This is a genomic window from Pseudomonas sp. UYIF39, from assembly GCF_029963765.1.
Lineage (GTDB): Bacteria > Pseudomonadota > Gammaproteobacteria > Pseudomonadales > Pseudomonadaceae > Aquipseudomonas.
In genome coordinates this window covers 25,149-49,989 of the sequence record NZ_JALBYU010000016.1, presented here as the reverse complement: position 1 = coordinate 49,989, position 24,841 = coordinate 25,149, and the positions used below count along the sequence as shown (strand labels likewise).

Annotated in this window: 23 protein-coding genes and 1 pseudogene; 13 read left to right on the top strand and 11 right to left on the bottom strand. The window is 60.1% G+C overall.

What is annotated here, in order from left to right:
* Nucleotide 1 precedes the first annotated feature (1 nt).
* The 3 genes from MO767_RS20520 to MO767_RS20510 form a co-directional block, all read right to left on the bottom strand.
* Complete coding sequence (locus MO767_RS20520; protein WP_282481992.1) at nt 2-1,192, bottom strand: aminotransferase class V-fold PLP-dependent enzyme; 1,191 nt, start codon at nt 1,190-1,192, stop codon at nt 2-4.
* Nucleotides 1,189-1,659, bottom strand: a complete 471-nt coding sequence (locus MO767_RS20515; RefSeq protein ID WP_282481991.1) for a RidA family protein — start codon at nt 1,657-1,659, stop codon at nt 1,189-1,191. The genes MO767_RS20520 and MO767_RS20515 overlap by 4 nt, the downstream gene beginning before the upstream one ends.
* A gap of 88 nt (nt 1,660-1,747) precedes the next feature.
* Nucleotides 1,748-2,620, bottom strand: a complete 873-nt coding sequence (locus tag MO767_RS20510) for a LysR substrate-binding domain-containing protein (protein WP_282481990.1) — start codon at nt 2,618-2,620, stop codon at nt 1,748-1,750.
* Between the two features lie 157 nt (nt 2,621-2,777).
* Here MO767_RS20510 and MO767_RS20505 point away from each other — a divergent pair, with 157 nt between their 5' ends.
* Together MO767_RS20505 and ccoM are read left to right on the top strand one after the other, a co-directional pair.
* Complete coding sequence (locus MO767_RS20505) at nt 2,778-2,939, top strand: hypothetical protein (protein ID WP_008016476.1); 162 nt, start codon at nt 2,778-2,780, stop codon at nt 2,937-2,939.
* A 144-nt stretch (nt 2,940-3,083) separates the two neighbouring features.
* Complete coding sequence (gene ccoM, locus MO767_RS20500; RefSeq protein ID WP_010462558.1) at nt 3,084-3,197, top strand: cytochrome c oxidase subunit CcoM; 114 nt, start codon at nt 3,084-3,086, stop codon at nt 3,195-3,197.
* Nucleotides 3,198-3,353: 156 nt separating this feature from the next.
* Here the strand turns inward: ccoM and MO767_RS20495 are convergent, their stop codons facing one another.
* From MO767_RS20495 to MO767_RS20485, 3 genes are all read right to left on the bottom strand, one after another.
* Nucleotides 3,354-4,829, bottom strand: coding sequence for an inorganic phosphate transporter (locus tag MO767_RS20495; RefSeq protein WP_282481989.1), 1,476 nt, complete (start codon nt 4,827-4,829; stop codon nt 3,354-3,356).
* A gap of 374 nt (nt 4,830-5,203) precedes the next feature.
* Nucleotides 5,204-5,404, bottom strand: a complete 201-nt coding sequence (locus MO767_RS20490) for a hypothetical protein (RefSeq protein WP_007935837.1) — start codon at nt 5,402-5,404, stop codon at nt 5,204-5,206.
* A complete protein-coding gene (locus tag MO767_RS20485; RefSeq protein ID WP_282481988.1) occupies nt 5,401-5,580 on the bottom strand; it encodes a hypothetical protein in 180 nt (59 codons plus the stop codon). Before MO767_RS20485 ends, MO767_RS20490 begins: the two co-directional genes overlap by 4 nt.
* A 500-nt stretch (nt 5,581-6,080) precedes the next feature.
* Here MO767_RS20485 and pcaR point away from each other — a divergent pair, with 500 nt between their 5' ends.
* The 11 genes from pcaR to pcaC all read left to right on the top strand — a co-directional run bounded on the left by pcaR (nt 6,081) and on the right by pcaC (nt 16,807).
* Nucleotides 6,081-6,923, top strand: a complete 843-nt coding sequence (pcaR, locus tag MO767_RS20480; protein ID WP_008147316.1) for a pca regulon transcriptional regulator PcaR — start codon at nt 6,081-6,083, stop codon at nt 6,921-6,923.
* A 128-nt stretch (nt 6,924-7,051) separates the two neighbouring features.
* Complete coding sequence (locus tag MO767_RS20475; RefSeq protein ID WP_282481987.1) at nt 7,052-8,398, top strand: MFS transporter; 1,347 nt, start codon at nt 7,052-7,054, stop codon at nt 8,396-8,398.
* 173 nt (nt 8,399-8,571) lie between these two features.
* Complete coding sequence (locus MO767_RS20470) at nt 8,572-9,429, top strand: CoA transferase subunit A (RefSeq protein ID WP_007947285.1); 858 nt, start codon at nt 8,572-8,574, stop codon at nt 9,427-9,429.
* A complete protein-coding gene (locus MO767_RS20465; protein ID WP_282481986.1) occupies nt 9,429-10,208 on the top strand; it encodes a CoA-transferase subunit beta in 780 nt (259 codons plus the stop codon). The genes MO767_RS20470 and MO767_RS20465 overlap by 1 nt, the downstream gene beginning before the upstream one ends.
* Nucleotides 10,205-11,410 (top strand): 3-oxoadipyl-CoA thiolase, encoded by a 1,206-nt coding sequence (pcaF, locus tag MO767_RS20460; RefSeq protein WP_282482057.1) that lies wholly within the window; start codon nt 10,205-10,207, stop codon nt 11,408-11,410. The genes MO767_RS20465 and pcaF overlap by 4 nt, the downstream gene beginning before the upstream one ends.
* 37 nt (nt 11,411-11,447) lie before the next feature.
* Nucleotides 11,448-12,152, top strand: coding sequence for a protocatechuate 3,4-dioxygenase subunit beta (pcaH, locus tag MO767_RS20455; protein WP_282481985.1), 705 nt, complete (start codon nt 11,448-11,450; stop codon nt 12,150-12,152).
* Between the two features lies 1 nt (nt 12,153).
* The gene (pcaG, locus tag MO767_RS20450; protein WP_282481984.1) at nt 12,154-12,720 is read left to right on the top strand and encodes a protocatechuate 3,4-dioxygenase subunit alpha; all 567 of its coding nucleotides are present in this window, start codon (nt 12,154-12,156) and stop codon (nt 12,718-12,720) included.
* Between the two features lie 166 nt (nt 12,721-12,886).
* Entirely contained in the window at nt 12,887-14,191 is a 1,305-nt protein-coding gene (locus tag MO767_RS20445) for an MFS family transporter (RefSeq protein ID WP_282481983.1), read from the top strand.
* 45 nt (nt 14,192-14,236) lie between these two features.
* The gene (locus MO767_RS20440; RefSeq protein WP_282481982.1) at nt 14,237-15,601 is read left to right on the top strand and encodes a 3-carboxy-cis,cis-muconate cycloisomerase; all 1,365 of its coding nucleotides are present in this window, start codon (nt 14,237-14,239) and stop codon (nt 15,599-15,601) included.
* A gap of 11 nt (nt 15,602-15,612) precedes the next feature.
* Nucleotides 15,613-16,404, top strand: coding sequence for a 3-oxoadipate enol-lactonase (gene pcaD, locus MO767_RS20435; RefSeq protein ID WP_282481981.1), 792 nt, complete (start codon nt 15,613-15,615; stop codon nt 16,402-16,404).
* 10 nt (nt 16,405-16,414) lie between these two features.
* Nucleotides 16,415-16,807 carry a 4-carboxymuconolactone decarboxylase gene (gene pcaC, locus MO767_RS20430; RefSeq protein ID WP_033060940.1) on the top strand — a complete coding sequence of 131 codons (393 nt, stop codon included), beginning with the start codon at nt 16,415-16,417 and terminating at the stop codon, nt 16,805-16,807.
* A 23-nt stretch (nt 16,808-16,830) separates the two neighbouring features.
* Here pcaC and MO767_RS20425 read toward each other — a convergent pair.
* The 5 genes and pseudogenes from MO767_RS20425 to MO767_RS20405 form a co-directional block, all read right to left on the bottom strand.
* Nucleotides 16,831-17,004 (bottom strand): annotated as a pseudogene (locus tag MO767_RS20425) (trans-aconitate methyltransferase); the annotation flags it as partial.
* A 193-nt stretch (nt 17,005-17,197) separates the two neighbouring features.
* Nucleotides 17,198-18,457 carry an OprD family porin gene (locus MO767_RS20420; RefSeq protein ID WP_282481980.1) on the bottom strand — a complete coding sequence of 420 codons (1,260 nt, stop codon included), beginning with the start codon at nt 18,455-18,457 and terminating at the stop codon, nt 17,198-17,200.
* Nucleotides 18,458-18,896: 439 nt separating this feature from the next.
* Nucleotides 18,897-20,357, bottom strand: coding sequence for an efflux RND transporter outer membrane subunit EmhC (emhC, locus tag MO767_RS20415; protein WP_282481979.1), 1,461 nt, complete (start codon nt 20,355-20,357; stop codon nt 18,897-18,899).
* Nucleotides 20,354-23,518 carry an efflux RND transporter permease subunit EmhB gene (gene emhB, locus MO767_RS20410; RefSeq protein WP_282481978.1) on the bottom strand — a complete coding sequence of 1,055 codons (3,165 nt, stop codon included), beginning with the start codon at nt 23,516-23,518 and terminating at the stop codon, nt 20,354-20,356. Before emhB ends, emhC begins: the two co-directional genes overlap by 4 nt.
* A 3-nt stretch (nt 23,519-23,521) precedes the next feature.
* On the bottom strand, nt 23,522-24,679 hold the full coding sequence (locus tag MO767_RS20405; RefSeq protein ID WP_282481977.1) for an efflux RND transporter periplasmic adaptor subunit: 1,158 nt from the start codon (nt 24,677-24,679) through the stop codon (nt 23,522-23,524).
* Between the last annotated feature and the right edge of the window lie 162 nt (nt 24,680-24,841).

Sequence of the window (24,841 nt, the reverse complement as noted above, 5' to 3'; positions counted from 1 at the left end):
TTCAGACGCCGCCACCCTCGGCCAATTCCCGCAAATGCCCCAGCAACACCTCAATCTCCTCCTCGGTATTCAAATAACTCACGGCAATCCGCGCAATGCTCTCCAGCCCCCTGGCCTGCATATCCAGCGGCGTATACGCCACGCCATTGGCGCCGATATTGATCCCGTGCTGCGCCAATCGCTGTTTCAATTCAACGCTGTCCCACCCCTTGAGCGTGAACGCGATCAGGCCGGATTGATGATCCGTGGGGCCGAGGTTGTGCAGCGTCAGGCCGGGAAGGGTGACGAGACGTTTGCGCAAATCCTGGCTCAGCGAATCGATCCGCTGACGAATATTTGCCGGGCCCAACGCGTTGCATTCCTCCAGCGCATTCGCCAACCCGGCCAGCAAAGCCACCGACACTTCACTGGTTTCAAAGCGCCGAGCATCGCCGCGCAGGGCAAAACCTTCGCCATCCCACGGGGCTGAAAGCACATCGAGTTGCGTCGGTTTGAGCCGTTGCATAAACCCCGGCCTTATATAAAGCAGCGCGGTGCCCCGTGGCCCGCGAAGGAATTTGCGCCCGGCGCCCTTGAGCACATCGCAATTCAGCGCCTGCACGTCGCAGGGTAATTGCCCCAGCGCCTGGCCGGCGTCGATGAAATAGGCAATGCCATGCTCTCGCGCCAGCGCGCCAATCGCCTCGGCGGGGTTGATCAGGCCGCCATTGGCGGGGAGCCATGTCAGGGCGATCAGCTTCACCTGCGGGTCGATCATTTGCTGTAGCGCGGTCACCGACACCGCGCCGCTTTCATCGCAAGGAATCACCTCCAGTTGCGCGCCAGCGGCGACGGCCCGGGCGATGCAGGCCAGGTTGCCGCCCCATTCGTGGCGACCGACCAGAATCCGCTCCCCGGTTTTCCACGGCCCCAGCGCATTGAACGCCATGCCCCAGGCCGCCGAACCGCTGCTGGCGAAGGCAATCGCTTCGGGCGCGCCGTTGAGCAACGTGGCGGCGGACGTGCGGGCGCGGGCCTGCACGTTTTGATCGGCCGCCTCCATCGGGCCGCCGAGGGCTTCGCGCTGCAATTGTTCAAGGATGGCGTCGAGGGTTGCCTGGCTCGGCAACGAGGCGCCGGCGTGGTTGAAGTGAACCACGCGGGCGCAACCGGGGGTGGCCGCGCGCAAATGCGTCACTTCGGCGCGGTTCATGGATGCAGCTCGAAGATCGCGTCGATTTCCACTGCCACGCCAGCGGGCAGGCTCGAAACGCCAACCGCCGTGCGTACATGCCGGCCTTTCTCGCCGAGGGTGTTGACCAGCAGGTTTGACGCGCCGTTGGCCACGACGCCCTGGTTTTTGAAATCCCCGGCGCTGGCGATAAACACGCCGAGGCGGATGATGCGCACCAGTTTGCTCAAGTCGTCACCCAGCGCATGGCTGAGTTGCGAAAGCAGCCCCAGCGCAGCCAGTTCGGCGGCATTGGCCCCTTCTTCGTCGCTGATCGCTTCGCCCAGTCGCCCGACGAATGTCGGTTTGCCGTCGAGCAACGGAATCTGCCCGGAAATGAACAACTGGTTCTGGCTGCGCACATGGTTGACGTAGTTGGCGATCGGCTGGCTCGGGGTCGGCAAGGCCAAGCCCAGTTGCTGGACGCGTTGGGCGAGTGAATCGGTCATGGGGAATCCTCCTGAATGAAGGGTCCAGCATGTTGGCGTTGGAGGAGGGCGACAAACGGATAGATTTAATCCGACGTATCCAAATAACTCATGTGTCGGCGATGTCACTCAACCATTGTGCGAAGCACTGCGCGGCATCGCTGGGCGGACGCTCCGGGGTGACCAGCCAGTAGCCGATTTCGCCGGTGAACGGCGGCGTGTCGAAGGCCTCGACCAGCGCGCCTTCCTTGAGCCGGCGTTCGATCAAATGCTGCCGGCCCATGGCGATGCCCTGGCCGGCCACGGCGGCCTCCACGACGATGTTGTAGTCGTGCAGCATCACGCTGGGGTAATGGGCGAGGTCGACGGCGTTGCGCGCGCTCCAATCGATCCATTCGAACGGCTGATGGGACTTGGCCATGAGCAGTGGGCCTTTGTCGACACCTTGGGCCTTGAACGCGGGGCTGCACACGGGGGTCAGTTTTTCCGCCATAAAGCGGCGGGCCTGGACCCTGGGCCAGCCGCCCTTGCCATAGCGGATCGCCAGGTCTACTTCGCCAGCGCTGACATCCGCCAGTTGCACCGACGGCAGCAGTTCCACATGAATCTGCGGATGGCGCGCGTTGAAACCGGCCAGGCGCGGCGCCAGCCACAGGGTGGCGAACGAGGCGAGCAGGCCGATGCGCAGGGTGATTGGCTGTTGCTCATCGCCGCGCAGTTCGCGGGTAGCCGCAGCAATAGACGCCAGTGCCGGTTGAATCTTGCGGTAGTACCGTTCGCCGGCCGGTGTCAGGTCGATGGCCCGGGTGCGGCGGACAAACAGCGGCTGATTAAGGGATTGCTCAAGCTTGTGCACTTGATGGCTGATTGCACTTTGGGTCACCGACAACTCCTCGGCAGCCTTGATGAAGCTCAAATGCCGGGCCACGGCCTCAAAGGCGCGCAGGGCCATCAAGGGCGGCAGGTCCTGGTGCAATTCCACGGTTGGGTCCTTTGGGTCCATCGCAAAGCGCCAATTGTGCGGCGAAAAATCGGCGTGAGCACATATTTTGTATGGCCTTGCCGCGCAGGTGACTGGTCAGCGCGGGCGCCAGACCGCATTATTGGCGCAATTCCGTTCACGCGATGCACAGAACACCATGAGCCAAGACGACAAACTGATCGACCTCAACGCCGAACGCGCCAAGCGGGTGCATGACCTCAACGACAAACGCCTGAACGAAGTACGCCAGGCGTTCGAACAGGCCATGCCGTTGGGTAAAGCGAAGAAAAAGCCGAAAAACAAACCGAAAAAGCGTTGAAACACCCTGCATCGGTTGATGCAGGTCAGTTATTTCCCCTCCTTTACGCCCAGTCTCGGGCGACATTGATCCCGGTCAATTTCTTCTCCTGTCTGATTGGTTAACTTAGCCCCATCGCAACAAGGCAAGTGCAGGAGGCCAGTCATGTTTTTCGACAACGTGGTGATCGCCGGAGTGCTGACAGTCGGCCTCATGGTTCTGTTTTTTGCAGGGTTTGGATTTTTTATCTGGAAGGATTCGCATAAGCGCAAACCGTAGGTCTTTCTGGAAGCAATGAGCACGCAAGGCATTTTGGGCAACTTCGGTTGCCCTTTTTTTGTGTCTGAAAATCTATCGGAATACGTGCCTGATCGTTCCGGCGGCCATAAAAAAGGCGCGAACCTCACGGAACGCGCCTTTTTTAGCAGCGATGGATCAGCTGCCCAGTGCCTTCGACGCCAGCCAGAACAGGCCGGCCGACAAGGCCACTGTGGCTGGCAGGGTCAGGACCCAGGCCAGCAGGATGGTTTTGACGGTGCCACCCTGAAGGCCGCTTTTATTGGCGACCATGGTGCCGGCCACGCCCGACGACAGGACGTGGGTGGTGGAGACCGGCAGGCTGAAGATGTTGGCCAGGCCGATCATGCACGCAGTGGTGATCTGTGCAGACATGCCTTGAGCGTAAGTCATGCCTTGCTTGCCGATCTTCTCGCCGATGGTCAGAACCACGCGTTTCCAGCCGACCATGGTACCCAGGCCGAGGGCCAGGGCGACCGCCAGAATCACCCAGAACGGGGCGTATTCGGTAGTAGTGGTCAGGTCTTTGCGCAGCTTGTCCAGGTCAGCCTTTTCACGGGGGGCGAGGCCAGGCAGCTTGCCGACTTTCTTCGCCGTGTCGTCCAGGCAGAGCAGATAACGACGCACTTCGATGCGGCTTTCAGACGGCAGCGAGTGGTAGTCCGCTACACCTTTAAGGGTGCCGAGCAGGGCGGTGATGGTCGGTTCGGTCTGTTGCGGGTTGCAACGGAACTTCTCCGGTAGATCGCCTTCCACGCTTTTGCCCAGGGCCAGGTACTCACCCAGCGTTTCGGCATTGCGCTTATAGAACTGGCTCAGGTGCAAGGTCGCATCGCGGGTCCGCTCGATCTGGTAGGTCGTGCTGCTCAGGTCGAGTACGAACTGCGCCGGCACGATACCGATCAGCACCAGCATGATTAGGCCGATGCCTTTCTGGCCATCGTTGGAACCGTGCACGAAGCTCACGGCCATGGCCGAGATCACCAGTACCAGGCGGTTCCAGAACGGTGGGTGCTTCTTGTCATCGAGTTTGCGGCGCTGGTCCGGCGTCTTGTGCATCTTCGACAGTGGGCGCCACCATTTCAGTCCGATCAGCACCAGAGCGGCAACGATGAAACCGGCCATTGGCGAGAACACCAGGGACGCACCGATATCGATCGCTTTCTGCCAGTTCACGCCATCAGCCAACGGAATGTCGTTGATCAAGGCGTTGGCAAGGCCAACACCGAGGATCGACCCGATCAGCGTATGGGAGCTGGAAGCCGGGATACCGAAGTACCAGGTGCCCAGGTTCCAGGTGATGGCGGCGGCGAGCAGTGAGAACACCATGGCCAGCCCGTGACCGGTGTTCACATTGATCAGCAGCTCCACCGGCAGCAGGTGGACGATGGCATACGCCACGCCGACACCGCCCAACAGCACGCCGAGAAAGTTGAAAACACCGGAAAAGAACACCGCCAGATGGGGCGGCATGGCTTTGGTGTAGATAACGGTGGCCACCGCGTTAGCGGTGTCATGAAAGCCGTTGATGAACTCGAAGGCGAGGACAAAGGCCAGGGCGAGCAAGAGGCTCACAAGCACCCAAGCATCTAGTCCGCTGAATAAATCGATCATGAAGGTTTTCTGACCCGGTCGTAAGGGGGCGCGATTATGCCAGAAAAGACTGCTAATCGATGCACTAGGTGCTCATCGGTAACATTCTTCAACGAATTAATTTTTAGCAGCAGCCCAAGTCCCAGGTTTTTACTGGGTTTTGCAAGTCATTGAATTGCTTTGAAAAGGCCGCAGCCACAAGGCGTCCTCTCGTAGGAGCAAGAGGTTTTAACGCTTGTGTGAAATATCTGAAAAGAGGGCCAGACATGCGCCATTTGCCTCATCCGGGGGGTGAGGTGGCCGCTGCCCGCTGGTAGCGGGCGCGAAAGGCATCATCGATACTCCCGCTTTTAACGGGTGCAGACGCAGACCCTTGAAAGGATTCAGGCGAGGGCTTATGGCTCTTCGGCTTTGAGTTCCTTTTCCATTTTCTGCAATTCTTGAGTGAAAGCCTGATCCTGAACGGTGGCGCGTTTACGCCAGGGTTTGCGTTCCGGTTCGGGCTGAGCGGCGTAGGTGGTGACTTCCCCGCCGTAAACTTCCTTGTAACGTTGTTCCTGGCGCTCAAGTTCCGCGCGCAGTTCGTCTTTCGTCACAGTGCTACCTGATTGAGTTGAGATAAATTCTGGTGAAACGCGCTGCAGCAAATGTATTTGACCACGCTCGCCGAAAGGACAAGGCCCGCAAAGGCATCATTTTTTACGGCATTGCGATCAATTACTTCCATTTTGCAGGCGGCCACGGCACCAGAGATAAATAGCTGACGTAGCATCAGTTTCCTGTTTCAGCGAACGCCTTGGCCAAGCATATGAAATGAGTGTCAGGCGCTTGCTGCGGTAACGGCGATGGAACATCGCGCTACCGGGTGGCGGAATCGGCAATTAAAAACCGGTCACCACTGAATTTCATTATAGCGGTCGATTCGAAGAACACTATCGTCAAAGAGTTAAAAGTGGGTCTTGATGTGTGATTGTTTTGTTACTCGCAACTTAGTACGGCTAACTAGGTCGTTCGGCGGCACGACGTTACAGTGATGTCTTTCTGACGCCATTAAGTCGAACAAGTTAGGACAATTACATCGACCCTTCTAGTCTGCGTCAGAGCCAATGTAAAAATAGTCCAAGCCATTCGATAGTCGGCTGGTCCTGAGGGAGTTGATTGCGATTATCGGTCGATGGTTCGATAATCGCACAGTCTTGGCTGCTCGGGCTTGTGTGAGGGACCGGCTGCCGCTTGTAATAGCCGCTGAACCGTGTGGGAAAAGGACCTTATATGAACGATCAAATGCGCAATTCCTTCGCTTCAGTGGCGCCGCCGATCGTTGCCTCGCCCGCCAAGCGGATTCAGGCACTGACCGGTGACCCGGATTTCATGACTTCCCTGGCCCGTGGCCTGGCCGTGGTGCAAGCGTTCCAGGAGCGCAAACGTCACCTCACCATCGCCCAGATCAGCCACCGCACGGAAATCCCCCGCGCTGCTGTGCGACGTTGCCTGCACACACTGATCAAACTCGGCTACGCCACTACCGACGGCCGCACGTATTCGCTGCTGCCCAAAGTACTGACGCTTGGCCATGCCTATGTGTCCTCGACGCCGCTGGCGGTTTCCGCTCAGCCCTACCTGGACCGCATGAGTGAGCAACTTCATGAAGCCTGCAACATGGCCACTCTGGAAGGCGATGACATCTTGTACATCGCTCGTTCGGCCACCACCCAGCGACTGATTTCCGTCGACCTGTCGGTGGGTGGACGTCTGCCCGCCTATTGCACCTCGATGGGTCGGATTCTTCTCGCGGCGCTGGATGATACGTCGTTGCGCGAGTACCTCGACCATGCAGAGCTGCAAGCCAAGACCAGCCGAACCTTGCACACCCCCGAGGCGTTGCTCGAATGCCTGCAAGAGGTACGGCAGCAAGGCTGGTGCATCGTCGATCAGGAACTGGAGCAGGGTCTGCGCTCGATTGCCGTTCCGGTGTACGACGCTTCCGGCCAAGTCGTAGCGGCGCTAAATGTCAGTACCCACGCCGGCCGAGTCAGCCGCAACGAGCTGGAACAACGTTTCCTGCCCGGCCTTCTGAGCGCGAGCCGCGACCTCAGCGCGCAACTCTTTGCCTAAGCTGTTCGATAAACGCACAGAGTCGCGTTTATCGAATTGACGCTCTTTCCCCAAGATCACTAATGTCGCGGCAGCGCCAGCCCTGGCTGGCTCCCGTCCGACTGCGTTCTTTGCGTGGAATAAAAATAATGAACCAGCCTCAGTCTGCTGTAGGAAACTGCCTCGACGTGCAGTCCTTCATCAATGCTCAACCCATTTCGCGCTACCAATGGCGAGTGGTGATCCTGTGTTTCCTGATTGTTTTCCTCGATGGCCTCGACACGGCGGCCATGGGTTTCATCGCGCCCGCCCTGTCACAGGATTGGGGCATCGACCGCGCCAGTCTCGGCCCAGTGATGAGTGCGGCGTTGATCGGCATGGTCTTTGGCGCACTGGGTTCTGGCCCTTTGGCTGACCGCTTCGGGCGAAAAGTCGTACTGGTGGGCGCGGTGCTGTTGTTCGGCGCGTTCAGCCTGGCTTCGGCTTACAGCACCAACGTCGATCAGCTGCTGGTGCTGCGATTCCTCACCGGCCTGGGCCTTGGTGCCGGCATGCCGAACGCCACGACGCTCCTGTCCGAATACACCCCGGAGCGCAAAAAATCCCTGCTGGTGACCAGCATGTTCTGCGGCTTCAATCTCGGAATGGCGGGCGGCGGCTTCATTTCGGCCAAATTGATTCCGGCCTTTGGTTGGCACAGTTTGCTGATGATCGGCGGGATTTTGCCGCTGATCCTCACAGTCGTTTTGTTTTTCTGGCTGCCGGAATCGGCACGCTACCTCGTCGTCCGCAATCGCGGCACTGACAAAGTGCGCAAGACCCTGGCGCCCATCGATCCAACCGTCGTCGCCCAGGCTTCGAGCTTCAGCGTGCCGGAACAGAAAACCGTAAAGGCCCGCAACGTATTCGCGGTGATCTTCTCCGGCACCTACAGCACCGGCACCTTGTTGCTGTGGCTGACCTACTTCATGGGGCTGGTGATCGTTTATCTGCTGACCAGTTGGCTGCCGACGCTGATGCGTGACAGCGGCGCGAGCATGGAGCAGGCGGCATTCATCGGCGCGTTGTTCCAGTTTGGTGGGGTATTGAGCGCGGTGGGTGTGGGCTGGGCGATGGACCGGTTCAATCCGCACAAGGTTATCGGCATTTTCTATCTACTCGCCGGGGTGTTTGCCTACGCGGTGGGGCAGAGCCTGGGCAACATCACGGTATTGGCGACGTTGGTGCTCGTGGCCGGGATGTGCGTCAACGGCGCGCAATCGGCGATGCCTTCATTGGCGGCGCGGTTTTATCCGACGCAGGGGCGGGCGACCGGGGTGTCGTGGATGCTCGGGATTGGCCGCTTTGGCGCGATTCTCGGTGCGTGGATGGGGGCAACGCTACTGGGGCTGGGCTGGAACTTCGAGCAGGTGCTGACAGCGCTGGTGATTCCAGCGGCATTGGCAACCACGGCGGTGGTGATTAAAGGCATGGTCAGTCATGCAGATGCGACCTGAATCCAGGGTTCAGGGGATCGGTAGCCAGACAACAATCTGTTCGATAAACGAACACTCAGTCGATTATCGGATTGTTTGGCGTTTTTCAGGGGCTTACTCTTCAGTCATTCCGGCGCTGCGCATCGCGCCTTTTTCTTCCACTGTCGGTTCATAACAAAACGGGAGCCTGCCCCATGGCTGAAATCCTTTCGCTGCACGACGCGGTGAAGCAATTCGTAAACGACGGCGATACCGTCGCGCTCGAAGGCTTCACTCACCTGATCCCTACGGCGGCGGGTCACGAAATCATTCGCCAGGGCAAGAAAGACCTGACCCTGGTGCGAATGACGCCTGACCTGATCTACGACCAGTTGATCGGCGCCGGTTGTGCTCGCAAGCTGATTTTTTCCTGGGGTGGCAACCCGGGTGTCGGTTCGCTGCATCGCCTGCGTGATGCCGTCGAGAAGCAGTGGCCTCACGCGCTGGAAATCGAAGAGCACAGCCACGCCGACCTGGCCAATGCCTACGTCGCTGGCGCCTCCGGCCTACCGTTCGCGGTGCTGCGTGCCTACGCCGGCTCCGACCTGCCGAAGGTCAACCCGCTGATCAAAACCGTCACCTGCCCATTCACTGGCGAAGTGCTCGCGGCCGTGCCTTCGGTGCGCCCGGACATCACCGTGATTCACGCGCAGAAAGCCGACCGCAAAGGCAACGTGCTGCTGTGGGGCATTCTCGGCGTACAGAAAGAAGCCGCACTGGCCGCCAAGCGTTGCATCGTCACCGTCGAAGAAATCGTCGACGACCTCAATGCACCGATGAACTCCTGCGTTCTGCCGACCTGGGCCTTGAGCGCGGTCTGCCACGTCCCTGGTGGCGCGCATCCGTCCTACGCTCACGGCTATAACGAGCGTGATAACCGTTTCTACCAGGCTTGGGACCCGATTGCCCGCGACCGTGAAACCTTCACCGCGTGGATCAACGAGTACATCCACGGCTGCGCTGACTTCAGCGAGTTCCAGGCCAAACTGGCCGCTGCTTCGGAGGCCAAGTAATGACTTACACCACCAATGAAATGATGACCGTCGCCGCTGCCCGTCGTCTGAAAAACGGTTCGGTGTGTTTCGTCGGCATCGGCCTGCCGTCGAAAGCCGCCAACCTGGCGCGTCTGACGTCCTCGCCGGATGTCGTCCTGATCTACGAATCGGGTCCGATTGGTGCCAAGCCGAGCGTACTGCCGCTGTCGATCGGTGACGGTGAACTGGCGGAAACCGCCGACACCGTCGTCCCGACCGGTGAGATTTTTCGCTATTGGTTGCAGGGCGGGCGCATCGATGTCGGTTTTCTCGGCGCAGCGCAAGTCGACCGCTTCGGCAATATCAACACCACCGTGGTGGGCGACTACCATCAGCCGAAAGTCCGCCTGCCGGGTGCCGGCGGTGCGCCGGAGATCGCAGGTTCGGCCAAAAGTGTGTTGATCATCCTCAAGCAGTCGGCGCGTTCCTTTGTCAACAAACTCGACTTCATTACCTCGGTCGGCCATGGCGAGGGCGGTGATTCGCGCAAGCGTCTCGGCCTGCCGGGCGCCGGTCCGGTCGGCATCATTACCGACCTGTGCATCATGGAGCCGGAAGCGGATACCCATGAATTCGTGGTCACCGCGTTGCACCCAGGGGTGACCCGTGAACAAGTGGTCGCCGCAACCGGTTGGGCGATTCGCTTCGCCGACACTGTAGAAAACACTGCCGAGCCGACCGAAGTCGAGCTTAAGGCACTGCGTGATCTGGAAGCCCGCACTGCCGCGGCCCACGGCCAAGCACCCGGAGAAGCCTGATGCGTGACGTTTATATCTGCGACGCAATGCGCACCCCCATCGGCCGTTTCGGCGGTGGCTTGGCGGCGGTTCGCGCCGACGACCTGGCCGCCGTGCCGATCAAGGCATTGATGGAGCGCAACCCGTCGGTGGACTGGAACGCGGTGGACGAGGTGTTCCTCGGTTGCGCCAACCAGGCCGGCGAAGACAACCGCAACGTAGCGCGCATGGCGCTGTTGCTGGCTGGCCTGCCGGAAACCATTCCGGGCGTGACCCTCAATCGCCTCTGCGCCTCGGGTATGGATGCCATCGGCACTGCATTTCGGGCGATCGCCAGTGGCGAAATGGAGCTGGCGATTGCCGGCGGCGTCGAGTCGATGTCCCGTGCACCGTTCGTGATGGGCAAGGCGGATGCCGCGTTTTCGCGCAACATGAAGCTGGAAGACACCACCATCGGCTGGCGTTTCATCAACCCGTTGATGAAAGCCCAATACGGCGTGGATGCGATGCCGCAGACCGCCGATAACGTGGCTGACGATTACGAAATTTCCCGCGAGGATCAGGACGCTTTCGCACTGCGCAGCCAGCAACGGACAGCCGCCGCGCAAGCCGCAGGATTTTTCGCCGAAGAAATCGTGGAAGTGCGCATTGCCCACAAGAAGGGTGAAAGTGTCGTCAGCCAGGATGAGCATCCTCGCGCCGAAACCACCCTGGAAACCCTGGCCAAACTGAAACCGGTCAACGGTCCCGACAAAACCGTCACCGCCGGCAATGCTTCCGGGGTGAACGACGGTGCCGCGGCGTTAATTCTGGCCTCCGGCGACGCGGTGAAAAAACACGGCCTCACGGCTCGCGCCAAAGTGCTGGGCATGTCCAGTGCCGGTGTCGCACCCCGGGTGATGGGCATTGGCCCGGTGCCGGCGGTGCGCAAGTTGACCGAGCGCCTCGGCCTGGCCGTCAGCGATTTCGACGTGATCGAACTCAACGAAGCGTTCGCCAGCCAGGGTTTGGCGGTGCTGCGTGAACTGGGGCTGGCGGACGACGCGGCCCAGGTCAACCCGAACGGTGGCGCCATTGCCTTGGGCCATCCGTTGGGCATGAGCGGTGCCCGCCTGGTACTGACCGCGCTGCATCAACTGGAAAAGACCGGAGGCAAGAAAGGTCTGGCGACGATGTGCGTCGGCGTAGGCCAGGGTCTTGCCTTGGCGATCGAACGGGTCTGACGCGCAGCGTTGATGAATAAGAACTGAGGAATGCTTCATGACTGACAAGCCTGGTTACCGCCGCCCGCAGGAAGACACCCAGCCGGAATACCTGCACCCGGCCTATCAATCCACCAACCGTCGCTCGCCGTCCAAGCCGTTGGTGTTTTTGCCCCATTCGCTGTCGGAAATTACCGGCCCGACCATCGGTGCCGAGCGCATCCAAGCGCAGGACAACGACCTGACCGCCCAGAACAAGGGCGAGCCACTGGGCGAGCGCATCATTATCCACGGCCGTGTGCTGGATGAAGATGGTTTGCCGGTGCCGGGTATTCTGGTGGAGATCTGGCAAGCCAACGCCGCCGGTCGCTACAACCATGACCGCGATCTGCACGATGCGCCGCTGGACCCGAATTTCACCGGCACTGGCCGCACCGTGACCGATGCCGATGGCTGGTACCAGTTCCAGACCATCAAGCCCGGCGCCTATCCGTGGGGCAACCACCACAACGCGTGGCGCCCGGCACACATCCATTTCTCACTGTTCGGGCCGAGCATTCTGACGCGCCTGGTCACTCAGATGTATTTCCCGGGCGATCCGCTGCTGGCCTATGACCCGATCTACAACTGCGTACCGGACACCAGCGCCAAAGAACGTTTGATCGCCAGTTTCGACCTGGAAAAAACTATCCCTTCCTATGCCCTCGGTTATCGCTGGGACATCGTCTTGCGCGGCCGCGAAGCCACGCCGATGGAGAAATAAGATGACGCTGAACGCGACCACATCCCACACCGTCGGGCCGTATTACCACATCGGCCTGACCTGGCTGAACCGCGAAGACCTGACCGTCGAACAAACCCTGGGCGAGCGCGTGGCGATCACCGGGCAAGTCATCGATGGCAATGGCGACGTCGTCAACGACGCGATGCTGGAAGTCTGGCAAGCCAACGCCGCCGGCAAGTATGACCACCCCGAAGACGATCAGGACAAACCCCTGGACCCGAACTTCGAAGGGTTTGGCCGGGTGCCGGTGGATGCGCAAGGGCGCTTTCGTTTCACCACGATCAAGCCGGGCACGGTGGAAGGCTTGAAAGGCACGACTCAGGCGCCGCATCTGGTGGTGCTGGTGTTTGCTCGCGGGTTGGTGAAGCACTTGCTGACGCGGATTTACTTTGATGGCGAACCGGCGAATGTCGAGGATCCGCTGCTGGAGTGTGTGCCGGCTGAGCGTCGCCATACTTTGCTGGCGAAGAGGGATGCGTCCGGTGTGTACCAGTGGAATGTGATCCTGCAAGGCACCGATGCCGAGACGGTGTTCTTCGACTACTAAGTACATCGCCAATCCTTGTAGGAGTGAGCCTGCTCGCGATAGCGGTGCATCAGAGCCATCAATGCTGAATGACACTCCGCCATCGCGAGCAGGCTCACTCCTACAGGGGAACGGGACTGTTGCAAAGTATGTCTAGACTGTCACTGTCCCCAAAGAGTGAAAAACAATGACAACGCCTACCGCTACTACGGCGCACTACACCGGCGAAGAGCGCAGTAAACGGATCTTTGCGATTGTTGGCGCCTCGTCCGGCAACCTCGTCGAATGGTTCGACTTCTACGTCTACGCTTTTTCCGCGATCTATTTTGCCCCGGCCTTTTTTCCTTCGGATAACCCGACTGTGCAGTTGGTCAACACGGCGGGTGTATTCGCCGCCGGCTTCCTGATGCGGCCCATCGGCGGCTGGATCTTCGGCCGGCTGGCGGACAAGCACGGACGCAAGAATTCGATGATGATTTCGATTCTGATGATGTGCTTCGGTTCTTTGCTCATCGCCTGCCTGCCGACGTACAACAGCATCGGCGTCTGGGCGCCGATCATGCTGTTGTTCGCCCGCTTGATCCAGGGCCTGTCGGTGGGCGGTGAGTACGGCACCACCGCGACCTACATGAGCGAAGTCGCCCTCAAGGGCCAGCGTGGTTTCTTCGCCTCGTTCCAGTACGTGACGCTGATCGGTGGGCAACTGCTGGCGGTGTCGCTGGTGGTGATCCTGCAACAGTTCCTCACTGAAGATGATTTGCGTGCCTATGGCTGGCGGATCCCGTTTGTCGTCGGTGCGTTGGCGGCGTTGATTTCTCTGTTCCTGCGCCGTTCGCTCAAGGAAACCACCAGCAAGGAAATGCGTGAAAACAAGGACGCCGGCAGTATTCGTGCGCTGTTCCGCGACCACAAAGCGGCGTTCATTACCGTGCTCGGTTACACCGCCGGCGGCTCGCTGATTTTCTACACCTTCACCACGTACATGCAGAAGTACCTGGTGAACACCGCCGGCATGCAGGCCAAGACCGCCAGCTACATCATGACCGGCGCGCTGTTCCTTTATATGTGCATGCAGCCGCTGTTCGGCATGCTCGCGGACAAGATCGGCCGACGTAATTCGATGCTCTGGTTCGGCGCCCTCGGTACGCTGTTCACCGTGCCGATTTTGTTGAGTCTGAAAAGCGTCAGCAGTCCGTTCCTGGCCTTCGTGCTGATTACCGTGGCGCTGGCGATTGTCAGTTTTTACACCTCCATCAGCGGCCTGGTAAAAGCCGAAATGTTCCCGCCGGAGGTGCGCGCCCTGGGCGTCGGCCTGGCTTACGCCGTGGCGAATGCAATCTTCGGTGGTTCGGCGGAATACGTGGCCCTGAGCCTCAAAGCCGGGGGCATGGAAAACTCCTTCTACTGGTACGTGACGGTGATGATGGCGGTGGCGTTCCTGTTCAGCCTGCGCTTGCCGAAACAGGCGAAGTATTTGGAAAACGACCATTGATCTTTACCCGTGGGCCTGACCGGCCCACGCCTCCAGGGACTGTTTATGAACGAGCGACCGGGCAATCAATTGTTCGATGCCTATTTCACTGCCCGCGACATGCGTGAGGTGTTCTGCGATCAGGGCCGGGTTCAAGCGATGCTTGATTTTGAAGCGGCACTGGCCCGGGCCGAGGCGCGAGTCGGGCTGATTCCACAAACGGCTGTCGCGTCGATTGAAGCGGCCTGTCAGGCCGGGCATTACGACTTCGCCGCCCTCGGCGAGGCGATTGCCACGGCGGGCAATTCGGCAATTCCGTTGGTCAAGGCGCTGGGTAAACAGATCGCGGCCAACCATGCCGAAGCCGAGCGCTACGTGCATCTGGGCGCGACCAGCCAGGACGTGATGGACACCGGTCTGGTGTTGCAATTGCGTGGCGCGCTGGCACTGATCGAAAGCGATTTGGCTCAACTGGGCGAAACGCTGGCGACCCAGGCGATGCGCTACGTCGCCACACCGCTGGCCGGGCGCACCTGGTTGCAGCACGCGACACCCGTCACCCTCGGCATGAAAATCGCCGGTTGGTTGGGCGCTGTGACACGCAGCCGTCAACGTCTGCAACAACTCAAACCGCGACTGTTGGTGCTGCAATTCGGCGGCGCCTCCGGCACCCTCGCGGCTCTCGGCGAGCAGGCAATGCCGATTGCCCAAGCGCTGGCTGAAGAATTGAAACTGACACTGCCGGATCAACCTTGGCACACCCAGCGAGACCGCTTGGTGGAGTTCGGCTCGGTACTGGGATTGATCGCCGGCAGCCTCGGTAAACTGGGGCGTGACATCAGCCTGTTGATGCAGACCGAAGCGGGGGAGGTGTTCGAGCCCTCGGCACCGGGCAAGGGCGGTTCTTCAACCATGCCGCACAAACGCAACCCGGTGGGCGCGGCGGTGTTGATCGGTGCTGCGACGCGCGTTCCGGGTTTGCTCTCGACGCTGTTCAGTGCCATGCCTCAAGAACACGAGCGCAGCCTTGGCCTGTGGCATGCCGAGTGGGAAACCCTGCCGGAGATTTGCTGCCTGGTGTCCGGCAGCCTGAAGCAGGCGCGGCTGGTGGCGGATGGACTGGAAGTGGACGCCGAGCGCATGGCCCGCAACCTCGATCTGACTCAAGGGCTGGTGCTCGCCGAAGCGGTGAGCATCGTCCTCGCTCAACGAGTGGGGCGCGATACTGCGCACCATTTGCTGGAGCAATGCTGCAAGCGCGCAGTGGCTGAACAACGTCATCTACGAGCGGTACTCGGCGACGAGCCGCAAGTGACCGCCGAACTCTCGCCTGCTGAACTCGATCATCTGCTGGACCCTGCCCATTACCTCGGTCAGGCCCATACCTGGGTCGAGCGAGCGGTGGCTGAACATTCTGCGTTGACTGCCTGAAGGAGATTGCTGTGGCTTTCGTACAACTCGCCGAGGGCGAACTGCACTACCAACTTGACGGCCCGGCGGATGCGCCGGTACTGGTGCTGTCCAACTCGCTGGGCACCGACCTGCACATGTGGGACGCGCAGATTGCGGCGTTCACCGAGCATTTCCGCGTGCTGCGTTTCGACACCCGTGGCCATGGCAAATCGCTGGTCACGCCGGGGCCGTACAGCATCGAGCTACTGGGCCGCGACGTGCTGTCGCTATTGGATGCCTTGCACATCGAGCGCGTGCATTTCTGCGGCCTGTCCATGGGCGGGCTGATTGGGCAGTGGCTGGGGATCAATGCTGGTGATCGCCTGAACAAACTGGTGGTGTGCAACACCGCGGCGAAAATCGGTGATCCGTCGGTATGGAACCCGCGGATCGAAACCGTGCTGCGTGACGGTCCGGCCGCCATGGTCGCGCTGCGTGATGCGTCGATTGCGCGCTGGTTCACTGCGGATTTTGCTGAAGCCAATCCTGCTGCCGCGAAAAAGATTACTGACATGCTCGCGGCCACCTCGCCTGAAGGCTATGCCGCGAACTGTGGCGCCGTGCGCGATGCCGATTTCCGCGAACAGCTGTCCTCGATCAAGGTGCCGCTGCTGGTCATCGCCGGCACCGAAGACGCGGTGACGCCGCCGTCCGGCGGGCACTTCATTCAGGAACACGTGCAGGGCGCCGAGTATGCCGAGTTCTACGCCGCGCACTTGTCCAACGTCCAGGCCGGTGCTGCGTTCAGTGACCGGGTAGTGACGTTTTTGTCAGCTCATTAAGGGGATTGTTGTGGACGAGAAACAACGTTACGACGAGGGATTGAAAGTCCGCCGAGCCGTACTCGGCGACGCCCATGTCGACCGTAGCCTGAACGCGCTGACCGAGTTCAACTCGGAGTTTCAGGAGATGATCACCCGTCACGCCTGGGGCGACATCTGGACCCGCCCGGGCCTGCCGCGCCATACCCGCAGCCTGATCACCATGGCCATGCTGATCGGCATGAACCGCAACGAAGAACTCAAACTGCACCTGCGCGCTGCCGCCAACAACGGCGTGACCCGCGGCGAGATCAAGGAAGTGATCATGCAGAGCGCGATCTATTGCGGCATTCCGGCAGCGAACGCGACGTTCCACCTGGCGGAGTCGGTGTGGGATGAGCTTGGCGTTGAGTCGCGGGAGTGAGGCTGTGGACTTGCGGTGTCTGAGAGTTGAGTCGCAATGCCGGTGCCGCATCCCAGGTCGTAGATGCGTTTGGGTTGTTTGAGGTCAACGCGATCTAGCAGCTCGCTCACCGGTCGTTGTCGAAGACGCGAGAATTGTTGGTAAGCCTTGGCGTCCCAATCGGTAGCGACGGGCTCAGATTTGAGTCGAGCGATCATGAGGTGGTCCTCTGGGGATCAGTGGTGTCTTCCGATGACAGCCTGGCTCAAGTCTTGGGGACCAACATCAACAGATAACGGAAGTGGGGGAGGGCTGAATATCGCCTGAGTCCTGTCAGGTTTTTTCACTGTAATTGAAGCTCGGCAAAGCGCCAGCCAGCCTGACGGGCGGCTGGCTGACTGACTGATCGCCTTACAACAAACTGATCGGATAGCTGACGATCAACCGGTTTTCATCGAATTCGTTGTTGCTGAAGTCACGGCGAATGGTCGAGTTGCGCCATTTAACGTTGAGGTCTTTGAGCGCGCCGCTCTGCACGGTGTAACCCAGTTCGCTTTCGCGGCCCCATTCCTTGCCGTCGGTGATGGTGCCGGTGTGGACGTTGTCGCCGCTGATGTAGCGGTTCATCAGGGTCAGGCCGGGAATGCCGAGGGCGACGAAGTTGTAGTCGTGCCGTACCTGCCAGGATTTTTCTTTCGCATTGTCATAACTGGCGTTGTAACTGTCGTTGGCCAGGGTGCCGCCGCTGGTGCCGTTGACCCGCATCCAGGCGTTGTCGCCGGTGAGTTTTTGCAGGCCGACATAGAAGGTGTTGCCGCCGTATTTGGCCGAGAACAGGCCAGACCAGGTCTTGTTGTCCAGCTCGCCAGCCCGGGCGCTGCCGTCATCCTTGCCGTAGAAGAAACCGAGGTTGGCGCCCAGGGTCCAGTCGCCGATGGGCTGGCTGTGGATCAGATTCACGTACTGCTGGCTGTAGATGTCCTTGAGTTCGGCGTTCCACACACCGATCTGGGTGCGCTTCTCGTTGAAGGCGTATTCGCCACCCTGGAAGTTGAAGCGGTCGGAGGTGAACGCTGGTTTGCCGGTCATCGACATGTCGTTCATGCTGCTGTCGTCCCGCGGGCTGTTGGCGCGGAACTGGCCGCCGTAGAGCGTCAGGCCGTTGACTTCCTTGGAGGTGATCTGGCCACCACGGAAGGTTTGCGGCAGTGAACGGCCATCGTCCGAACGCAGGATCGGCAGCACCGGCATCCATTCGCCCACCTTCACTTCGGTCTGCGACAGCTTGGCCTTGAACGCCACGTTGGTGCGCCCGAAGTTGTCCGCCGGGCGACCGTCGTGATCCAGCGGCAGCAACTGCGTACCGCCCGTGCCTTTACCGCCGTCGAGTTTCACTGAGTACAGCCCCAGCACATCCATGCCGAACCCGACGGTGCCCTGAGTGAACCCGGACTTGGCGTCGAGGATGAAGCTTTGTGTCCACTCTTCAGCCTTGCCCTGGGTTTTGGTCGGGTTGGTGAAATTGCGATTGATGTAGAAGTTGCGCAGGTTCAGGTTGACCTTGGCACCTTCGACAAAGCCTGACTCCTCGGCCATGGCGGGCAGAGCCGTACTGGCCAGTGCAACGGCGAGAAGGCTGGGGAACCAGTATTGAGTATTGGAAGGTGTCATGTGTTCGGGTCTCTCTAGTTTTTAGGCGTGAAACGGGGCGCTGCCGCAACCTGGGGTTGCAGACGAAAATTTGAATTCGGGATAAAAACGAACGGGATCAGCCGGACAGGGCAGGGCGCGGGGACATGTCGTCGAACCTGTTGTTATTGGTCTTGTGCGACGAATGGTGCGGGGAATGGACTGGATGGTTCAATCGGGAAAAGCGGGTTTTGGGCGATTATCGAACATAAGATTGGCTGGGAATTTGTGTTGTCTGTTCCGGCCTCATCGCGAGCAGGCTCGCTCCCACATTGGTCATTCTGTGCGCATGCGATCTGTGGCAGACACAAATCTCCTGTGGGAGCGAGCTTGCTCGCGATGAGGCCAGTCCTGGCGCCACAACTTTCCCGCAGACAACAAAAAGCCCACCAAAAGGTGGGCTTCTTGTTTTACAGCGCTATCAGAACAACTTCAGCTTCGGTGCTTCTTCTTTCAACGGTTCGTTCTTCGCCGTCTGCTCGTTCCAGCCACCGCCCAGTGCCTTGTACAGATTGACGGCACTGACCAGTTGCGCCAGACGGTCGGTGATCAGTACCTGTTGGGCACTGAACAGCTGGCGCTGGGCATCGAGGAAGGTCAGGTTGCTGTCGACACCAATGCGGTAACGACGCTCGGCCAGACGGTAGTAGTCCTGGTTCGCGGTGACGAAATCACGCTGGGCCTGCAACTGATCGGTATAGGTCTGGCGGGCAGCCAGGCCATCGGCGACTTCCTGGAAGGCCGTTTGAATGGACTTCTCGTAGTTCGCCACGCCAATGTCTTTCTGGATTTTTGAATAATCCAGGCTGGCGCGCAGGCTGCCGGCGTTGAAGATCGGCAGGTTGATCTGCGGCTGGAACAGCCAGGTGCCCGAACCGCCCTTGAACAGACCCGACAGGTCCGGGCTCAGGCTGCCGGCATTGGCCGTCAGGCTGATGCTCGGGAAGAATGCCGCCCGCGCCGCGCCGATGTTGGCGTTGGCCGCTTTCAGGTCGTATTCGGCCTGGAGGATGTCCGGACGACGATGCAGCAAGTCCGATGGCAGACCGGCCGGCACTTCGCTCAGCAGGTCGTCAGCCAATGGCTTGGCCGCTTGCAGATTGGCCGGGACGCCAGTGCCGAGCAGCAGCACCAGGATGTTTTCATCCTGGGCGACTTGACGGGTGTACTTGGCCTTTTGTGCGCGGGCGTTTTCCACCGAGGTACGCGACTGGGCGAGGTCCAGGGCCGAGGCGACACCCACTTCGTTGCTGCGGGCGGTGAGCTTGTAGCTCTCCTCGAACGCACCCAGGGTTTCCTGGGTCAGTTTCAGCAGTTCCTTGTCGGCCTGCCAGGTCAGATAGGCGTTGGCCACACTGGCCACCAGGCTGATCTGGGTGCTGCGGCGCGCTTCTTCAGTGGCGAAGTACTTCTGCAGCGCTTCTTCGCTCAGGCTGCGAACCCGACCGAACAGGTCGAGCTCATAGGCGCTGATGCCGACTGTGGCCGAGTAGGAACTGGTGATATCCGATTCGCCGGTCTGCGAGGCCCGAGCCGGGACCCGCTGACGGCTGCCGGTGCCGTTGGCCGATACAGCCGGGAATAGATCGGCACGCTGGATGCGGTATTGAGCCGCAAAGGCGTCGATGTTCAGTGCCGCGACACGCAGGTCACGGTTGTTTTCCAGGGCGACCTGGATCAGCTGTTGCAGCGCCGGGTCATGGAAAAACTGCTTCCAGCCCTGTTCGGCGGCAGCCTGGGCAGGCGCCTGGGCCGACGAATACGCCGGACCTTGCGGGTACTGGCCCGCCACCGGTGCTTCAGGCTGCTGATAATCGGGTATCAGCGAGCAGCCACCGAGCACGAACGCGGCAACAGCCAGGGAAAGTAGCGACTTGCTCATAAGCCAGCCTCTTTAGAAGGTTCAAGTGCGTCGTCCTGGTCAGCGGTTTTGCGCTGCCCCATGGCCGACACAGTGACGAAAAACAGCGGGACCCAGAAGATCGCCAGGATCGTGGCCGTGAGCATACCGCCAATCACCCCGGTACCGATCGCATGTTGGCTACCCGAACCTGCACCCGTGGAAATTGCCAGTGGTACCACACCGAGGACGAAAGCGAGCGACGTCATGATGATCGGTCGCAAACGCATCCGGCAGGCTTCGACCGCGGCATCGCGCAGGCTACGCCCTTGTTCATGCAGTTCCTTGGCAAATTCGACAATCAAAATGGCGTTTTTCGCCGCCAGACCAATGGTCGTCAACAGGCCCACCTGGAAATACACGTCGTTGGACAGACCGCGCAGGCTGGTCGCCATCAGCGCACCGATGATCCCCAGCGGTACCACCAACATCACCGCGATCGGGATCGACCAGCTTTCGTACAGCGCCGCCAGACACAGGAACACCATCAGCAGCGACAGGGCGTACAGCGCTGGCGCTTGCGAACCGGACAACCGTTCCTCGTACGACAGACCCGTCCAGGAAATACCGACACCGGCCGGGAGTTTCTTGGCCAGGGCTTCGACTTCGAGCATGGCTTCACCGGTGGAATAACCGGGTGCCGGGGCACCGAGGATTTCCATCGCTTCGACGCCGTTGTAACGTGACAGCTTCGGTGCACCGTAGATCCACTCACCCTTGGCGAACGCCGAGAACGGAACCATGGTGCCGGCGCTGTTGCGTACATACCATTTCTTGACGTCTTCAGGACTCATGCGCGCACCCGGCTGGCCTTGCACGTAAACCTTCTTCACCCGACCGCGGTCGATGAAGTCGTTGACGTAGCTACTGCCCAGGGCAATCGACAGGGTGTTGTTGATGTCGGTGAGGGTGATGCCTAGAGCGCTGGCCTTCTCGTCATCGATTTCCAGCTGGTATTGCGGTTCGTCGTTCAGACCGTTCGGGCGGACCTGCGACAGCACCTTGCTCTGCGCTGCCATACCGAGGAACTGGTTGCGTGCAGCCATCAGTGCGTCGTGACCGATACCGGCACGGTCTTGCAGGAACACGTCGAAACCGGTGGCGTTACCCAGTTCCAGCACCGCCGGAGGTGCGAAAGCAAACACCATGGCGTCACGGAAGGTGAAGAAGTGCTGCTGGGCTCGGGCTGCGAGTTTGAACACGCTGTTTTCGGCGTTACGTTCGTCCCACGGTTTGAGCATGATGAACGCCATACCCGAGCTCTGGCCACGGCCGGCGAAGTTGAAGCCGGTCACGGTAAACACCGAGGCCACCGCGTCGCCTTCACCGCCGTCCTTGCTCGGACGCAGCAGGAATTCACGCATTTCATCCACGACCACTTGCGTGCGCTGTGCACTGGAACCGGCCGGGGTTTGCACCTGGGCAAACAGTACGCCCTGGTCTTCTTCCGGCAGGAACGCGGTTGGAATGCGGGTGAACAGCCAGATCATGCCGACCAGGATGATGAGGTAGGCCAGCAAGTACGGAGCCTTGTTCGCGAGCATGTTGCCCACGCCACGCTCGTAGCTTTTGACGCCACGGTCGAAATTGCGGTTGAACCAGCCGAAGAAGCCGCGTTTCGGCACGCCGTGCTCGCCTTTCGGAATCGCCTTGAGCATGGTTGCGCAGAGCGCCGGGGTGAAGATCAGCGCGACCAGCACCGACAGGGCCATGGCCGAGACGATGGTGATCGAGAACTGCTTGTAGATCACACCGGTAGAACCGCTGAAGAACGCCATCGGCAGCAGTACCGCCGACAGCACCAGGGCGATACCGACCAGTGCACCCTGGATCTGCCCCATGGATTTCTTGGTGGCCTCCTTGGGTGACAGCCCTTCTTCGCTCATGACCCGTTCGACGTTTTCCACCACGACGATGGCGTCGTCCACCAGCAAGCCGATGGCCAGAACCATGCCGAACATGGTCAGGGTGTTGATGCTGAAGCCGAACGCCGCGAGGATCCCGAAGGTACCCAGCAATACGACGGGCACGGTCATCGTGGTGATGACGGTGGCACGGAAGTTTTGCAGGAACAGGAACATCACCAGGAACACCAGCACGATCGCTTCGACCAGGGTTTCAACCACGCCCTTGATCGACTCGGTCACCACAGGCGTGGTGTCGTACGGGAACACCACTTCCATCCCTTGCGGGAAGAACGGCTTGAGGGTTTCGATGGTCTTGCGCAGGGCTTTTGCAGTGTCGAGTGCGTTGGCACCGTTGGCCAGTTTCACTGCCAGACCGGAGGCCGGGCTGCCGTTGAACTGGGCGCTGACGCTGTAGTTCTCACCGCCAAGAGCGACATCGGCGACATCGCCGACGCGCACTTGCGAGCCGTCCTTGTTGACCTTGAGCAGGATCGCCTTGAACTGCTCGGCTGTTTGCAGACGGGTCTTGCCGATGATCGTCGCGTTCAGTTGCTGCCCCGGAGCGGCAGGCAAGCCGCCGAGTTGACCGGATGAGATCTGGACGTTCTGCGCGGCGATGGCGGTTTTCACGTCGCCCGGGGTCAGGTTGAAGTTGTTCAACTTGGCCGGGTCGAGCCAGATCCGCATTGCGTACTGGGCACCGAAGACCTGGAAGTCACCAACACCGGCGGTCCGCGAGATCGGGTCCTGCATGTTCGACACGATGTAGTTGGACAGGTCGTCCTTGGTCATGCTGCCGTCGCGCGACACCACGCCGATCACCATCAGGAAGTTTTTCACTGCCTTGGTCACGCGGATGCCCTGTTGCTGCACTTCTTGCGGCAGCAGCGGGGTGGCCAGGTTCAGCTTGTTCTGGACCTGAACCTGCGCGGTATCGGAGTTGGTGCCCTGCTCGAAGGTCGCGGTAATGGTCATGCTGCCGTCGGAGTTACTGTCCGAGGAGACATAACGCAGGTTATCGATACCGTTGAGCTGTTGCTCGATCACTTGCACCACGGTGTCCTGCACGGTTTGTGCGGACGCGCCTGGGTAGGTCACCTGGATCGCAATGGCCGGAGGCGCAATGCTCGGGTATTGGTTGATCGGGAGTTTGAGGATCGATAGTGCCCCGACCAGCATGATCACCAGGGCAATTACCCAGGCGAAAATCGGACGGTCGATAAAAAATCTGGACATGGTTTACTCCCCTTTGCCGCTGGAAGCCTTGTCAGCTACTTTTGCGGGGGCCGGGTTCTTTGCGCCAACGTTTGTCGCCTCAGTGGCTTTGACTTCAATGCCAGGTTTGACGTATTGCAGCCCTTCGGTGATCAGTCGATCGCCGGCCTTCAGACCGTCTTCGATCAGCCACTGGCTACCGACAGTGCGGCTGGCCTTGAGCTGACGCAGTTCGACCTTGTTGTCAGCACCGACGACCAGCGCGGTCGGGGTGCCTTTAAGGTCGCGCGTCACACCTTGTTGCGGGGCCAGAATGGCTGCGGCGTTTACACCGGCCTGAAGCTGGGCGTGTACGAACATGCCCGGCAGCAGGGTGTGGTCAGGGTTGGGGAACACTGCACGCAAGGTGACGGAACCGGTGGTCTGGTCAACCGAGACTTCCGAGAACTCGAGCTTGCCTTCCTGTTTGTACTGGCTGCCGTCTTCGAGGGTCAGCTTGACCTTGGCCGCGTTGTCGCCAGATTTTTGCAGACGACCGCTTTCCAGTTCGCGGCGCAGTTCCAGCAGCTCTACCGAAGACTGGGTCACGTCGACGTAGATCGGGTCGAGTTGCTGAATCACCGCCATCGCTTCGACCTGGCCGCTGGTGACCAGCGCGCCTTCAGTCACTGTAGAACGGCCGATGCGGCCGGAGAGTGGCGCGTAAACCTTGGTGTAGCGCACATTGATCTGGGCGCTTTGCAGGGCGGCTTCCGATTGCAACCGGTTGGCCAGGGCTGTGTCGTATTCCTGACGGCTTACAGCCTGTTCGTTGACCAGTTGCTTGTAGCGATCGGAGATCGATTTGGTCTGCTGCAGATTGGCTTCGGCGCTTTTCAGGGTGGCGTCATAAACCGCCGGATCGATCTGATACAGCTGCTGGCCGGCCTTGACGTCGCCACCTTCCTTGAACAGACGCTTGAGAATGATGCCGTTAACCTGAGGGCGAACTTCGGCGATGCGGTACGCGCTGGTACGGCCCGGAAGCTCGGAGGTCAGGGTGAAGGCTTGAGGTTGCAGAGTAACGACGCCGACCTGAGGGGGTGGTGCGGCAGGTGCCGCCTCTTCCTTTTTGCATCCGCTGAGCAGCGATGCCAAGGCGAGGGCGGTGACCAGAGCGGTAACAGCTGGCTTGAATTGCATGAAAATCCTCGGGTCAGGCGCGCAAATTGCGCACGAGAAATGTGGAAAGGTAAAAAATATGCGCTGAGTGGATAAGTAGCTTGCTAAGGAATATACTTACGTTCATGGTTGTTTGTAAATACCTTGGCCGCGTATCCACACCGTTACAAAAGCCGTTCAAGG

Excerpts from the sequence above, each read along its gene's own strand:
- MO767_RS20520 (WP_282481992.1), bottom strand. The coding sequence starts at position 1,192 with ATGAACCGCGCCGAAGTGACGCATTTGCGCGCGGCCACCCCCGGTTGC.
- MO767_RS20515 (WP_282481991.1), bottom strand. The coding sequence starts at position 1,659 with ATGACCGATTCACTCGCCCAACGCGTCCAGCAACTGGGCTTGGCCTTG.
- MO767_RS20505 (WP_008016476.1), top strand. The coding sequence starts at position 2,778 with ATGAGCCAAGACGACAAACTGATCGACCTCAACGCCGAACGCGCCAAG.
- ccoM (WP_010462558.1), top strand. The coding sequence starts at position 3,084 with ATGTTTTTCGACAACGTGGTGATCGCCGGAGTGCTGACAGTCGGCCTC.
- MO767_RS20495 (WP_282481989.1), bottom strand. The coding sequence starts at position 4,829 with ATGATCGATTTATTCAGCGGACTAGATGCTTGGGTGCTTGTGAGCCTC.
- MO767_RS20485 (WP_282481988.1), bottom strand. The coding sequence starts at position 5,580 with ATGCTACGTCAGCTATTTATCTCTGGTGCCGTGGCCGCCTGCAAAATG.
- pcaR (WP_008147316.1), top strand. The coding sequence starts at position 6,081 with ATGAACGATCAAATGCGCAATTCCTTCGCTTCAGTGGCGCCGCCGATC.
- MO767_RS20475 (WP_282481987.1), top strand. The coding sequence starts at position 7,052 with ATGAACCAGCCTCAGTCTGCTGTAGGAAACTGCCTCGACGTGCAGTCC.
- MO767_RS20470 (WP_007947285.1), top strand. The coding sequence starts at position 8,572 with ATGGCTGAAATCCTTTCGCTGCACGACGCGGTGAAGCAATTCGTAAAC.
- MO767_RS20465 (WP_282481986.1), top strand. The coding sequence starts at position 9,429 with ATGACTTACACCACCAATGAAATGATGACCGTCGCCGCTGCCCGTCGT.
- pcaH (WP_282481985.1), top strand. The coding sequence starts at position 11,448 with ATGACTGACAAGCCTGGTTACCGCCGCCCGCAGGAAGACACCCAGCCG.
- pcaG (WP_282481984.1), top strand. The coding sequence starts at position 12,154 with ATGACGCTGAACGCGACCACATCCCACACCGTCGGGCCGTATTACCAC.
- MO767_RS20445 (WP_282481983.1), top strand. The coding sequence starts at position 12,887 with ATGACAACGCCTACCGCTACTACGGCGCACTACACCGGCGAAGAGCGC.
- MO767_RS20440 (WP_282481982.1), top strand. The coding sequence starts at position 14,237 with ATGAACGAGCGACCGGGCAATCAATTGTTCGATGCCTATTTCACTGCC.
- MO767_RS20420 (WP_282481980.1), bottom strand. The coding sequence starts at position 18,457 with ATGACACCTTCCAATACTCAATACTGGTTCCCCAGCCTTCTCGCCGTT.
- emhC (WP_282481979.1), bottom strand. The coding sequence starts at position 20,357 with ATGAGCAAGTCGCTACTTTCCCTGGCTGTTGCCGCGTTCGTGCTCGGT.
- emhB (WP_282481978.1), bottom strand. The coding sequence starts at position 23,518 with ATGTCCAGATTTTTTATCGACCGTCCGATTTTCGCCTGGGTAATTGCC.
- MO767_RS20405 (WP_282481977.1), bottom strand. The coding sequence starts at position 24,679 with ATGCAATTCAAGCCAGCTGTTACCGCTCTGGTCACCGCCCTCGCCTTG.